15 protein-coding genes are annotated in these 12,932 nt (G+C 63.8%); 9 read left to right on the forward strand and 6 right to left on the reverse strand.

Translation table 11 applies throughout. The features are described 5' to 3' along the window. The first annotated feature begins 373 nt into the window (after nucleotides 1-373). The 3 genes from ACODTW_RS14975 to ACODTW_RS14985 all read left to right on the forward strand — a co-directional run bounded on the left by ACODTW_RS14975 (nucleotide 374) and on the right by ACODTW_RS14985 (nucleotide 2,951). The gene (locus tag ACODTW_RS14975) at nucleotides 374-532 is read left to right on the forward strand and encodes a hypothetical protein (RefSeq protein WP_488946829.1); all 159 of its coding nucleotides are present in this window, start codon (nucleotides 374-376) and stop codon (nucleotides 530-532) included. 101 nt (nucleotides 533-633) lie between these two features. Then, nucleotides 634-1,875, forward strand: a complete 1,242-nt coding sequence (locus ACODTW_RS14980; protein WP_488946830.1) for a PqqD family peptide modification chaperone — start codon at nucleotides 634-636, stop codon at nucleotides 1,873-1,875. Further along, nucleotides 1,875-2,951 carry a nucleotidyltransferase family protein gene (locus tag ACODTW_RS14985; protein ID WP_488946831.1) on the forward strand — a complete coding sequence of 359 codons (1,077 nt, stop codon included), beginning with the start codon at nucleotides 1,875-1,877 and terminating at the stop codon, nucleotides 2,949-2,951. The genes ACODTW_RS14980 and ACODTW_RS14985 overlap by 1 nt, the downstream gene beginning before the upstream one ends. A 68-nt stretch (nucleotides 2,952-3,019) precedes the next feature. Here the strand turns inward: ACODTW_RS14985 and trxA are convergent, their stop codons facing one another. Further along, the gene (gene trxA / locus ACODTW_RS14990) at nucleotides 3,020-3,343 is read right to left on the reverse strand and encodes a thioredoxin TrxA (protein ID WP_488946832.1); all 324 of its coding nucleotides are present in this window, start codon (nucleotides 3,341-3,343) and stop codon (nucleotides 3,020-3,022) included. 242 nt (nucleotides 3,344-3,585) lie between these two features. Between trxA and ACODTW_RS14995 the strand changes: the two genes are divergently transcribed. From ACODTW_RS14995 to fumC, 3 genes are all read left to right on the forward strand, one after another. Further along, nucleotides 3,586-4,725, forward strand: a complete 1,140-nt coding sequence (locus ACODTW_RS14995) for a hypothetical protein (protein WP_488946833.1) — start codon at nucleotides 3,586-3,588, stop codon at nucleotides 4,723-4,725. An 11-nt stretch (nucleotides 4,726-4,736) separates the two neighbouring features. After that, a complete protein-coding gene (locus ACODTW_RS15000) occupies nucleotides 4,737-6,116 on the forward strand; it encodes a hypothetical protein (protein WP_488946834.1) in 1,380 nt (459 codons plus the stop codon). A 67-nt stretch (nucleotides 6,117-6,183) separates the two neighbouring features. Then, the gene (gene fumC, locus ACODTW_RS15005) at nucleotides 6,184-7,578 is read left to right on the forward strand and encodes a class II fumarate hydratase (protein ID WP_488946836.1); all 1,395 of its coding nucleotides are present in this window, start codon (nucleotides 6,184-6,186) and stop codon (nucleotides 7,576-7,578) included. 43 nt (nucleotides 7,579-7,621) lie between these two features. Here fumC and ACODTW_RS15010 read toward each other — a convergent pair whose 3' ends face one another. The 3 genes from ACODTW_RS15010 to ACODTW_RS15020 all read right to left on the reverse strand — a co-directional run bounded on the left by ACODTW_RS15010 (nucleotide 7,622) and on the right by ACODTW_RS15020 (nucleotide 10,542). After that, nucleotides 7,622-8,626 carry a TIGR00266 family protein gene (locus tag ACODTW_RS15010; protein WP_488946837.1) on the reverse strand — a complete coding sequence of 335 codons (1,005 nt, stop codon included), beginning with the start codon at nucleotides 8,624-8,626 and terminating at the stop codon, nucleotides 7,622-7,624. A gap of 118 nt (nucleotides 8,627-8,744) precedes the next feature. Then, complete coding sequence (locus ACODTW_RS15015; RefSeq protein WP_488946839.1) at nucleotides 8,745-9,353, reverse strand: DUF1013 domain-containing protein; 609 nt, start codon at nucleotides 9,351-9,353, stop codon at nucleotides 8,745-8,747. Between the two features lie 211 nt (nucleotides 9,354-9,564). Next, nucleotides 9,565-10,542 carry an NAD(P)H-quinone oxidoreductase gene (locus ACODTW_RS15020; protein ID WP_488946948.1) on the reverse strand — a complete coding sequence of 326 codons (978 nt, stop codon included), beginning with the start codon at nucleotides 10,540-10,542 and terminating at the stop codon, nucleotides 9,565-9,567. A 106-nt stretch (nucleotides 10,543-10,648) separates the two neighbouring features. Between ACODTW_RS15020 and ACODTW_RS15025 the strand changes: the two genes are divergently transcribed. Genes ACODTW_RS15025 through ACODTW_RS15035 form a run of 3 tightly spaced genes read left to right on the forward strand, consistent with a single transcriptional unit; the run spans nucleotide 10,649 to nucleotide 11,541 of the window. Further along, nucleotides 10,649-10,837, forward strand: coding sequence for a DUF1192 domain-containing protein (locus ACODTW_RS15025; RefSeq protein ID WP_488946840.1), 189 nt, complete (start codon nucleotides 10,649-10,651; stop codon nucleotides 10,835-10,837). Nucleotides 10,838-10,891: 54 nt separating this feature from the next. Continuing rightward, entirely contained in the window at nucleotides 10,892-11,182 is a 291-nt protein-coding gene (locus ACODTW_RS15030; RefSeq protein WP_488946841.1) for a toxin-antitoxin system TumE family protein, read from the forward strand. Then, nucleotides 11,179-11,541 (forward strand): HVO_A0114 family putative DNA-binding protein, encoded by a 363-nt coding sequence (locus ACODTW_RS15035; RefSeq protein ID WP_488946842.1) that lies wholly within the window; start codon nucleotides 11,179-11,181, stop codon nucleotides 11,539-11,541. The genes ACODTW_RS15030 and ACODTW_RS15035 overlap by 4 nt, the downstream gene beginning before the upstream one ends. On the opposite strand, the gene ACODTW_RS15040 is transcribed toward ACODTW_RS15035, so the two are convergent. Next, a complete protein-coding gene (locus ACODTW_RS15040) occupies nucleotides 11,538-11,759 on the reverse strand; it encodes a ribbon-helix-helix domain-containing protein (protein ID WP_488946843.1) in 222 nt (73 codons plus the stop codon). The two genes, ACODTW_RS15035 and ACODTW_RS15040, sit on opposite strands and share 4 nt — an antisense overlap. 17 nt (nucleotides 11,760-11,776) lie before the next feature. After that, entirely contained in the window at nucleotides 11,777-12,895 is a 1,119-nt protein-coding gene (gene zapE, locus ACODTW_RS15045) for a cell division protein ZapE (protein ID WP_488946844.1), read from the reverse strand. Nucleotides 12,896-12,932: the final 37 nt, after the last annotated feature.

Genomic DNA, 12,932 nt, shown 5'->3' on the forward strand with positions numbered 1-12,932 from the left:
TGCCGCGCGTGCGGACTGGCGGACGGTGACGATGCTGCCGTCGCCGATTGCCCCTGCCTCGACGCGCAAGCCGGGAAGAACGACAAGCGCCGCCGCTCACCCTTAGATTGCAGTTGATATCGGCAATGCGGCATGCGAAATTTCAGCATGTGGGCTGAATTCGGGGCTGAAGCTCGCATTACTGAGCGAGAGCGCAGCCAAAGGGGTTGCACCATCACCGCGGACCCAGCCCGGAATATTTCTGCTGTCACAACATTGCGCCGGACTGACCACCCACGATCAGACTGGGCAATGCCTCCACAGCGGGTCCTGACCGCCTTCAGGGCCCCCTTACCCCGGCACGCCGATTGATTAACAGAGGATTCGCAAACTTATGAAAGACAACATGAAAACCGGCAACGACAAGGAAAAGTCAACCGACATGCACCGTCGCGCTGCGCTGGTTCGGGCCGGCAAGGCCCTCGCCTATGCCGCACCGGTGACCCTCATCACGTTGAAGGTTGATGCCGCGCCCTGCAGCAACTGCGGATGATCTGCCTGCGGTTTATCCTGGATGCCGTTTCCCGTCCGGACCGCGAGGCCCACTTTCGACAGGAAACGGCTTTCTAAATTTTTTAGTCAAAGCCCAGATCCGTGCCAAAGAAGACCATCAGGCGTTTTTCAACATGGCCGCTCGCTGATCATCTGGCCGTCATCGACAATGTCAGCCGGGAGTTGCACATCCTCAATGCGACCGCGGCAACTATCTGGCACCTGCTTGAAGATGGCGGCTTATCGCAGGACGACCTGTGCCTGACGCTGGCTGACTTGTACGGGGTGGAGCGGTCGATCATCGAACTGGATGTCGGCGCCTGTCTTGCCGGCTGGCGCGCGCTTGAATGGATTGATGAGGACGGCGCCGCACTGCAATTGCGCCGCATGGAACCTGATGTTGCGCCCTACGGCAATGTTCACCCGCCCACCGACGGGATCGCGCCGCCCGACGGCCCGGTGATCAGCCACCGCCTGCTTCTGCCCTCAGGAAAAACTGTTTCCTGTCATATCGGGCAGGACGGTCCGCCCTCCTTCCAGGACATGACCCGTCGGCTCCGGCACATCCTGTCCGGGATGATGATCATCGCAGGGCCAGAAACCGGGCCGCTGCCTGCCCATGACCTCGCTCTGATGACGGATGGTCAACGGGTCTGGGTGAGAAATGACGACCAATGGCTTTGGTCCACCGACAATACGGAGATGCTAAGCCGATTCCTGCACGAACTGGTCCGTGCTGCCTACGCCGCAGACCAGTCCCTTCTGGCCATCATGCATGCGGGTCTGGTCGGCAAGGATGGCGGCTGCATTGTCCTGCCGGGCATTTCCGGTGCCGGGAAAAGCACGTTGACCGGATGGCTGGCCAGTCACGGCTGGTATTTTGGTGGCGACGACATCATCGGGCTGGCTGCCGGGCGGAACGGGCTTCTGGCACTGCCATTCCCGACGGCCCTGGCTGTCAAAAACGGGTCCTGGCCCATCCTTGCTGCACATTATCCATCCCTGATGGCGCAGCCGGTCATCCCATGCGCGGCCCGCGATGCCCGTTACATGCCGTTGCCACGCCATCGCCAGATACCCTGGACCACATCGTCACGAAAGGTTCGTGCCATCGTCTTCCCCCGCTATGAGGCAGGCAGCCCGGCGACAGCGGTGCCGATCGACCTGCAGGAAGGCCTGACGCTGCTCTCCGCCAGCGGGATCACCACCGGCGACCATCTGGAAGCCGATCTGCTGCAGAGTCTGTTCGCCTATTTGGAGGAGTTGCCGATATTCCGCCTGACCTATGGCGACCTGCAATCGGCTCAACCTCTGCTGGAAGCGATGCTGGCAGGAGACGCCTGATGCCAACCAGCCGTTTGGCCCTGCAGCGGCTGCTTTGCCGTCTGGTCTCGCCCCTGACGCCTCCGGGTACCGCCCCGGCGCCGGAGGCGGAAGATTGGCCGACGCTTGTTGAACTGGCGGACCGGCACATGATGATGCTGGAACTGGAAGCGGCCTTGCACCGGCATGGCTTGTGGGACAGCGCCCCGGATCCCGCACGCGACCTTCTGTCAACGCTGCGTGGATTGCATCGCCAGCGGCTGCACCGCATGCGCGAGCAGATGCGGGAAGTGACGGCAGCCCTGAACCAGGCGAACGTGACGCCGGTCTGGTTGAAGGGGGCGGTGGAACTGGCCAGACCGGACTGGGCGGACAGCAACCGCATGATGCTGGATATCGACATGTGGATTGTCGATCCTGCCGACCAGCGCAAGGCAATCGACGCTCTGCACGCCATCGGCTACAGCGTGCCCGACAGCACATCCGACGCGGAATGGGCCGACGCCCACCATTTCGCCCCCCGCATACGCAAGAAGACCCCCGTCGCGGTCGAAACGCACCGCTCGGTCATTGACCCCGCACACCGCGGCATGCTGCCGGACGAACGGGCGGCCGCCGGCATCATCTGGTTGGACTGGGAGGGGCTGCGCATCGGCCGGCTTGGCGACAGCGAACGCGTGCTGCATGCAATGGTACAGTCCACCACCATGTCGATCCCGGCCATGCGCACGGGCCTGATGCCGCTGATGAAGGCACTGGACGTGGTGCGCCTGTTGTCGATGCTGTTCGGCGGCTCCGTGCCCGGCCATCTGGCTGATACGCTGCAAGAGCCGGCCTGGGCCCCCTATGCCGCCGCCCATCTGACATTGCTGTCCGAACTTTTCGGGTTGCCGAGCCCCCTGCCCGTCGACCGTCGGGCGGTTCGCTGGATGGACCGTGCCTTGCGTTATCCGCGGCTGGCCCAGATGATCGATTCCGTGCCGCGGCTGTCACCGGGCAACCTGATCACCAAGCTGCTGATGCGTCCCGACCGGTTTTTTGACACGGCCGTCACCCGCCTGCACCGCATCCTCTTCCCTGCGCGGCGGCGGCACTAGGCCGATATTGAATGAAAAGGGCCGGCCCCTGCGCAGGACCGGCCCTTGCCATCTGACGACGGGACGGGTCAGAGGTTCTGCTCGATCCAGCTCTTCAGCTGCGACTTCGGCAGGGCACCGATCTTCGTGGCCGTTACCTGGCCATCCTTGAAGATCATCAGCGTCGGGATGCCGCGCACGCCGAACCGGCTGGGCACCGTCGGATTCTCATCGATATTCAGCTTGGCGATGGAGATTTTGCCATCCAGTTCGGACGCCAGCTCCGACAGGCTGGGGGCCAGCATCTTGCAGGGGCCGCACCATTCCGCCCAGAAATCCAGGAGAATCGGGCCATCGCCCTTCAGTACGTCGCTTTCGAAGCTGCTATCGGTGACATTGATGATATCGGCCATGTGTCCCTCGGTGGGAGAAGGTTTCGGGTACGGTCCCCGGGAACGGACCGCCTGTCGACCGCAAATGTAGGCACCCGCCCGACCACGGGTCAAGGTGCCGCGGGCAGCACCCCTGTGCTGCGATCCCGCCACCTTGAAATCCTCATTCCCGCGGCACGGAAATCGTTCTAACTATCTAAAATTCGACATATAACCATTTATATGCCGATGGAAGATCTAGGGACGAGACGGGCCGGCCGGACATGACGGATCAAAGCGATATCGGCCGCAAGGCCCGGAGCATGACGGAGGAGTTCGCCCCCGCCACGTTCGAGGAACGCGGCGTCACTGTTCCCTTCACCACCCCGTTATTGAGCCAGGCCCGGTTGCGCCGGGACCAGAATGATCGATTCGAGTTCCTGCTGCCCAATTTTACCGCCGGCAAGGGAACCTATGTGCTGCCCTGGAAAGGGCTGCCCAGCGTCATGACCCTGACCCTGCACGATCGGCTGCTGTTCGAAGAGATCGAGCAGCTGGAAATGCATTCGCCCGAACAGATCCGCACCTGCGCCCTGACCGTCCAGGCGACCGGCGTATGCGGCCCCGGCGCGGCGACCAAGGCTGCCACGCTGCTGGAACAGGATGCGCAATATCTGGTGCTGACCCAGTTCATTCTGGTAACGGAGCTGTTGAAGCTGGTGGGCATCAGCGCCGCCGACCTGCTGCGCCCCGGCATGACGGCGGACGACAGCAAGCGCGTCGCCCGCCAGGCGCTGGCCAAGGTGGCGCATATGGTCGATATCGCCCCAGAAGACATGACCATGCGCGTGGATGAGCTGGGCGAGGCCGTGTCTCCCGTCGGCTTGCCACAGGCGCCGAAGGGCGGTCGTCTGCGCGCGCTGGCAGACAGGCTGCAGGCCTTCGCCCAGACCACACAGCTTTTTGCCGACACGGACCCGTCTGACATGGCCATGCTGGGTGCCTATGTTTCCACCGTGGCCAACCATACGCTGACCTTGGCCCGCCAGCGCATCAGCAAGCTGGACGCCGCCTGCCGCGACGCCCGGCAGATCGTGAATGATGCCCCGAATCTTTTGAAATCCATTCAGGAATTCGTCGCCCGCATTTCCTGGTTGCTGGATGGCTGGGAATTCCTGATTGCCATGTGGGACAGCGTGAAGGACGAACCGGCGGCCACCCGCCAGACGACAATCACCGATATCTCGCGCCTGTTGCCCTTGATCCCGCGGGAGGAAATCAGCCACGCCACCGACCAGCTGGATCTGGAGGCGATCGCGCGCATGCAGAAAAAATGGGTGCGCGTCAATCAGGACTGGCGCACCGGCGTGCTGGACATGGATGCCGTGATGCGCCTTGAAGCCCTGAAAGCGGCGATGGGTTGAGGGCAAGCGGCATGAACACCAAACCCACCACGCCGACCAATCCGCAAAAATCCACCGAGTGGCAGGCCCTGGCCGCCCATGCATCGCGCCTGCCTGACCGCAAGCTGCTGCAGATCTACCGCCTGCTGGAGCAGGTGGGCGACAAGCCCGAGGTTTCGCAGGCATTTGAGGCGATGCGCCCCCGTCTGGTCACCCTGCGCCCGCCGCGGCGACCTGCCCTGTCGCGCCTGTTCTTCCTGCCCGTGGAAGATCTGCTGGACGACGCCGACCATTACAGCCGGCGCCTCAACCGCATCTGCCGGACCACGCTGTCGCCTTGCTGGAGTGCCGTGAAGGACCGGTTGCCCACCAGCCTGATGCACGAGGTGCACCGGGAAGTGTCGCTGGTCGATTACCGCGACGGGGCCGCCATCGCCGTCCTGTGCCAGCCGCTGTGGGACGAGGGCGTGCGTGCGCTGGGCGAGGTCATCGACGAGTGCCAGAATAATCTGAAATTCAAGATTTCGCTGTTCGGCCGCGACGATGATGTGCAGCGCCAGCTGGCCACCATGCGTCAGATCCTGGTCGTTGCCGGCCGGGTGGAGAAGCTGAAGGCCGCCCTGCCGCCCAAACCGATCCTGGATCTGGCCGAGTCACACGTAGAGATCATCCGCACGGCCCTGATTGAGCTCGGCAAGGAGGATGTTTCGCTGACCCAGCCCCTGCTGCTGGTCCTGGCCTCCCGCATGCAGCGTCCTGGCGAATTGCTGCGCATGCTGGCCGAGGTGCGGCTGGGCGGCACGGTGGCGGAGAAGGAGACGCTGACACGGGAAATGTCCGGTTATGTCGTCGGCAACCTGCTGCGCCAGACCTCCGATTTCGATCGGGAGAACCCGCACATCTCCGGCGACCCCGCCAGCCTGGCCGCCGCCGCGGAGCGTCTGACCGACGGTCTGAATTCTGTCAATGACACGGTCCAGAACCTGCGTGACAAGGACATCAGCTCCAAGGTCAAGAATGCACGCGCCGAAATCGGGCAGTTCGTCCTGAAAAACATCTGCGCCGATGTGGACAAGAACCTGCACGATGCCCTGTTCAGCCAGCCCGACGGCCTGCCCAGTGACGAGTCGATACAAAAGGCCGAACAGCTGGCCATGGCCCTGCGCCGCTCGTCCAAGCTGGCCAATGCGCTGGGCATCCAGCGCGAGGTGACGACCAAGATCACCGAGGCACGCCAGCATATCGTGTCGACGACCTTGAACAATATGCGGGCGGCCCCCCGCACGCGGGACGGCAAGCTGGGACCGGAAGCGCAGCGGCAGATGTTCAACAGCCTGCGCATGGTGGAAATCCTGGCCGGGTCGGACGAAGCGGAGCGCCAGCTCCGGGAATGGAAGTCGCAATTCGGTTGAGACCGGCGACGCGCGCCCGGCCATCTGCTACCGTCGACCCCCTATCCGGCAACAGGGGAACGGGGCGATGGCCGCCAACATCCGCATCGAAACCGACAGTTTCGGTCCCATAGAGGTTCCGGCCGACCGCTATTGGGGGGCACAGACCCAACGGTCGCTGCAGAATTTCAAGATCGGCGGGGAACGTATGCCGCCGCCGCTGGTGCGCGCACTGGGCATCGTGAAAAAGGCCGCCGCGCGGGCCAATGTGACGCTGGGCCAACTGGATCCCGGTCTGGCGGATGCCATCATGCGCGCCGCGGACGAGGTGATCGACGGCACCTTGATCGACCATTTCCCGCTGGTGGTCTGGCAGACCGGGTCCGGCACCCAGACCAACATGAATGCCAACGAGGTCATCTCCAACCGCGCCATTGAACTGCTGGGCGGGCAGGTCGGGTCGAAGAAGCCTGTCCATCCCAACGACCATGTGAACCGGGGGCAAAGCTCCAACGACAGTTTCCCGACCGCCATGCATATCGCAGCGGCCGAGCGCATCTATCATGATCTGGTGCCGGCGCTGGAACAGCTGCATGCGGCACTGGCCGCCAAGGCAGCGGAATTCGCGCCCATCGTGAAGATCGGGCGCACGCATCTGCAGGACGCCACGCCCATGACACTGGGTCAGGAATTCGGCGGCTATGCGCAACAGGTGGCCTATGGCATCGACCGGGTGAAGGCCGTGCTGCCGGCCCTGCTGCGTCTGGCCCAGGGCGGCACGGCCGTGGGTACGGGGCTGAACAGTGCCGTCGGCTTCGACGTGGCCTTTGCGGTGGAGGTGGCGCGTATCACCGACCTGCCCTTCGTCACCGCCCCCAACAAGTTCGAAGCCCTGGCCGCCCATGACAGCATCGTGGAGGCATCAGGCGCAATGAATACCGTGGCCGTGTCGCTGATGAAGATCGCCAATGATATCCGTCTGCTGGGCAGCGGCCCGCGCAGCGGCATCGGGGAGATCAGCCTGCCGGAGAACGAGCCCGGCAGTTCCATCATGCCCGGCAAGGTCAACCCGACCCAGTCAGAGGCCATGACCATGGTCTGTGCCCAGGTGATGGGCAACCATGTCACCATCACCCATGCCGGCGCCACGGGCCATTTCGAGCTGAACGTCTTCAAGCCCGTGCTGATCTACAACCTGTTGCAGTCCATCAAGCTGATCGGCGATGCCAGCCGGTCCTTTGCAGAGAATTGCGTCGTCGGCATCACCGCCAATACCGACCGCATCCGCCGATTGATGGGGGAGAGCCTGATGCTGGTCACGGCACTCAACCCCCATATCGGCTATGACAATGCCGCCAGGATCGCCAAGAAGGCACATCATGAGGGCACGACCCTGCTTGAGGCGGGCCTGGCGCTGGGCCTGCTGACGGAGGAGCAGTTCCGCACCTGGGTCCGGCCGGAAGACATGGTTCACCCTGGATAAGGCTGGGGGCCGGGATGCGCCACGCGCCCCGGCCCCGGGCGCATCACTTCCTGTTGCCCATGACGATATCGCCCAGCGGTCCCAGCACGCTGCCTTCACCCTTGTTCGCCCCCGGCATGGCGGCCGACAGCATGCGGCCGGCCAGACGGGAGAAGGGCAGCGACTGGATCCAGACGCGACCCGGCCCACGCAGCGTGGCGAAGAACAGCCCTTCCCCGCCGAACAGCACCGACTTCACCCCGCCGACCTGCACCAGATCGAAATCCACATCGGGCGTGAAGGCAGCGACACAGCCCGTATCGACATGCAGCACCTCACCCGGCGCCAGTTGCCGTTCCATGATGGTGCCGCCGACATGGGCAAAGACCCAGCCATCGCCGGTCAGTCGCTGCATGATGAAGCCTTCGCCGCCGAACAGGCCCGTCAGGATGCGGCGCTGGAAATGGATGCCGATGGACACGCCCTTGGCCGCCGCCAGGAAACTGTCCTTCTGACAGATCAGTTCACCGCCCAGATCAGCCAGATTCAGCGGCAGGATCGTACCCGGATAGGGGGCGGAGAAGGCCACGCGCGCCTTGCCCCGGCCCGCCTGGGTAAAGACTGTCGTGAACAGGCTTTCGCCCGTGATGACGCGCTTGCCGGCCCCGATCAGCTTGTCCAGGAAGCCGCCGCCTTCATTGCCATCGCCGAAGATGGTGTTCATCTCCACGCTGGCATCCTTGTAGACCATGGCCCCGGCCTCGGCGATGGCGCTTTCGCCGGGATCCAGTTCGATCTCGACGAACTGCATCTCCTGGCCATGGATCCTGAAGTCAATCTCATCGGCGCGGGAACGGCGGCCGCCCGGCGGGGGCGGCGGGTCACCGGCCGCCCCGCCCCAGGGGCCGGGCTGCGGCGACAAGTCGGCGACGGCGCGTACGGGCAGCCATTCGCCCATGCCATTGCGCCAGCAGAAGGCGTCGGGATGCTGGCGGACATAATCCAGAGCGGCCTGCCCGTCCAGCGGCCCCACCCGGCTGTCTCCATCATGGAAGAACCATTGCGTCATGCCCTATCCCCCTGGTTTGGCATTGATCGACGCGCAGGATATCGTAACGGCGCCCAAAAAGAAAAAGGCCGGCATCCATCTGGAGGCCGGCCATTCCACGCGAAACCGATAGGTCCGCTTATTCTTCCGTATCGTCCTCGTCCCCGGCCAAGGTCGGGTCCATATCCTCGTCGATGGCGTCCATATCCGGCGTCTCGACTTCCGGCCGGCCCTTGCGGGCCTTCTCCAGCGATGCATCCAGTTCACGCTGGCTGCACAGGCCCAGCAGGACGGGATTGCGTGCCTTGATATTGGCGGCGTTCCAGTGGGTCTTGTCACGCACGGCGGCAATGGTCGGCTTGGTCGTGCCGATCAGCTTGCAGATCTGCGCGTCGGACAATTCCGGATGGGCCTTCAGCAGATGGGCGATGGCATCCGGCTTGTCGCCGCGCTTGGTGACCGGCGTATAGCGCGGGCCCTTGGAGCGGGCGACCGGCTGCGGCAGGTCCTGCTCGCGCATCTTCAGCTTCAGGTTGGGATTGGCCTCGACACGGGCGATTTCGGCCGCCGTCAGTTCACCGCCGGCAATCGGGTCACGGCCGACCATGCCCACCGCAACCTCGCCGTCGGCGATGGCCTGCACCTCAAGCTCGTGCATGCCGCAGAACTCCGCGACCTGCTCGAACGTAAGACTGGTGTTCTCGACCAGCCAGACGGCAGTGGCCTTCGGCATCAGGGGCAGTGCCATGCTTCCTCCTCGAAACGCTTCGCCGGGAAAATCCGGCGGAAAATGACCTGTCAAATGACCCGCGAACGCAAAAGCCGCCCGTCGCGCGCGGGAGGGGCCCCGCGCAGCCAACCGGACGGACAAGTCAACGACCCTTCTCCTATACCGTTCCGGAACGGTACAAGCCACGGGATTCTTTCGCATCCCGGTGGTTTTGAAACCGCTTCACCGCTCACAGTGTCAGCATGATCTTGCCGACATGGGTGGAACTTTCCATCAACCGATGGGCATCGGCCGCCTGTTCCAGGGGGAAGGTGGCGGCGATGACGGGGCGCACCTTGCCCGCACTGATCAAGGGCCAGACCTTCTCCTGCACGGCCGCCGCCAAGGCCCGCTTCTGACCGGCCGACCGGGCGCGCAGGGTGGACCCGGTCAGGGTCAGCCGCTTCAGCATCACCGGCATCAGGTTCAGTTCCACCTTGGGCCCGCGCAGAAAGGCGATGGAGACATGGCGTCCATCCATGGCCAGACAATCGATATTGCGCGGCAGATAATCACCGCCGACCATGTCCAGCACCACATCCACCCCGCGTTTGCCCGTGGCTTCCTTCACCACGGCCACGAAGTCCTGTGCCTTGTAGTCGATGGCGTGGTCAGCCCCCAGGGCCGCACAGGCGGCCGCCTTCTCCGCCCCGCCGGCCGTGGCAAAGACCGTGGCCCCCATCGCCTTGGCCAGTTGGATGGCGATGGTGCCGATGCCGCTGGTCCCGCCATGGACCAGCAGGCTTTCGCCAGGCAGCAGGCCGGCGCGTTCGAACACGTTGGTCCAGACGGTCATCACCGTTTCCGGCAGGGCCGCCGCCTGAACCATATCCAAACCTTCAGGCACGGGCAGGCACTGGCCGACCGGGGCCGTGGCATATTCGGCATAGCCACCACCGCCCAGCAGGGCGCAGACCGTGTCCCCCACCTGCCAGCCCGTGACGTCCGGGCCGATGGCGGCGATGGTGCCGGCCACTTCCAGGCCCGGCAGGTCGCTGGCGCCCGGCGGCGGTGGATACAGCCCCTGGCGCTGTACCACATCCGGCCGGTTGACACCCGCCACCGCCACCCGGATCAGCACTTCCCCCGCCGCCGGCTGCGGCACGGGACGGGTGGTAGGCACCAGCACCTCCGGCCCACCGGGCTGGGTGATCTCCACGGCGCGCATGGTCTGGGGCAGGGTCACGGGGGCTCTCCTTGGTTCAAGGTCCGGCAATTGCGGTCTTCCGCCTGATACCGCAGAATGGCGCCAAGACAAAGTGAGGGAGGTCACGATGGCATTTGATCTGGACGAATTGCTGCCGACAAAGAAGCCGGCCAAGCCCCTGGACCTGAACAGCCTGTCCGTCGGTGACCTGCAGGATTACATCGTGGCGCTGGAAGCAGAAATCGTGCGCGTGAAGGCCACCATCAAGAACAAGCAGGACGTGGCGGCGGCCGCGGCGGCCTTCTTCAAGAAGTAGAGACGCGATGTATGGTTATTGACGCCATATGGCAATTTACACCATAATCAGACGATGCCAGCGACACTGATTTTCCGGGACAAACGCACCTTGCCATCGGGAGCGATTGTCGAGATGCGTATTTGGCGGATTCCATCCCCGGTACCGCCGGCGGAGCATTTGTTCAAATATAGTCTCTTCTATGGAAAGAACGGTCGGCGCCTTGTCGGCTATGACAATGAGCGCGGGAAAGGGGACCATCGCCACATGGGCGACCAGGAACTCCCTTACCAGTTCAGTAGCGTGGAGCAATTGATCCACGATTTTCTGGCGGATGTGGCGGCATCAGGAGAAGTTGAAATATGAGCACGCTCAATATCCATATCGGTGGCAAGGCCAACCTGGAAAACATGGGCCAGCGCTTCATCTCTGCCTGGAACCGCGCGGTGGCCGGTGAAGACGTGAATGAACGTCACTTGAGCTTCGGCACATTGCAGGATGCGGCCTCGGTGCTGACGCCGCGGCGATTGGACCTGCTGCGAGCGGTCCATGCAGAATCGGCATCGAGCATCCGGGCCTTGGCACAACGGCTTGGACGGAACTATCGGAATGTACATGCTGATGTTGCGACCCTGGTTGATCACGGTTTGATCGACCGGGATGATGCTGGCGGCCTGCATGCCGACTATGGCGGCATCACCTTCGACCTTGCCTTGGCCCTTTAAGCGCCTGGGCTCGACGTCCGCAACGCCATCAGCACATACACCCTGAGTGCCGAGGACAGGTTGCCCGTGCGCGTGGCATCGATGCGTTCGATCAGCGCGTTGACCGACACACCTCCCGCCGCCGCCAGTTCTTTGAGCGCCTCCCAGAAGGGCTCCTCCAGGGTCACACTGGTCGGGTGGCCGGCGATCATGACGGAGCGTTTACGGACTTCGGTCATGGCACGGCCTCCCCCCGTCAGGTCAGATGCGGGCGGGCAAGATAGTCCTCCGCCTGCATTTCCATCATGCGGCTGACCGTGCGCTGGAATTCGAAAGCGTGACTGCCTTCGGCATAGATGCGTTCGGGCGCCACTTCGGCCGCGATGATGGTATTCACCTTATGCTCGTACAGTGCGTCGATCAGGGTCATGAAGCGCTTGGCCTCGTTGCGCTGCGCCTCCGACAGGCGGGGGACCATGTCGATCAGCACCGTATGGAAATGCGTGGCGATGGCCAGATAATCGCCGGCCCCCAGCGGCCGGGCGCAGAGTTCATCGAAGCTGAACCAGGCCACGCCCTTGGCGCTGCGCGGCACATCCACGCGGCGGCCCTGCACCGTCAGATGGGTGGCGACCGGCGTCTCCCCATCCGTCAGGTCGGCGAAGGTCCAGGCCATCGCCTCCTTCGTGCCGGCCCCCAGCGGATAATGATAGACCTTGGCCCCCATCAGCCGGGCCAGCCGGTAATCCCGCTCCGACGCCAGATGCAGCACGTCCAGCCTGTCCTTCAGCAGGGCGATGAAGGGCAGGAAAAGCTGCCGGTTCAGGCCATCCTTGTACAGATCATCGGGCGGCCAGTTGCTGGTGGCAACGACGACGACGCCCATCTCGAACAGCGCCGTGAACAGGCGGCCCAGGATCATGGCGTTGGTGATGTCGGTGACATGGAATTCGTCGAAGCAGAGCAGCCAGCCCTGGGCCGCGATCTCCTTCGCCACCTCCACCACCTCGTCCCCGCCCTTGGCGCGGCCTTCCTGGCGGATGGCATGCATGCGTTCATGCACCTTCAGCATGAACGCATGGAAATGCACGCGAACCTTCTCCTCAACCGGTGCGGTTTCGAAGAACAGGTCCATCAGCATGGACTTGCCGCGGCCCACGTCGCCATAGATATAGAGGCCCTGCGGCGCCGGATCGGGCCGACGGGTCAGGCCGAAACGGGCACGCCAGCCCGTCTGGCCGGTGGCGGGGCGATAGCCCTTCAGGGCGTGCCAGAGGCTTTCCAGCTTCTCCGCCGCCAGTTCCTGGGCCGGATCGGCCTTCAGCGTGCCGGTGCCACGGCGGGCGCGATAGACGGAAAGGGGGCCGTCGGTCATGGCGCTTTCAACAATGCTGACAAGGACTTCGTGTCTT

Source organism: Niveispirillum sp. FG148 (assembly GCF_057809655.1).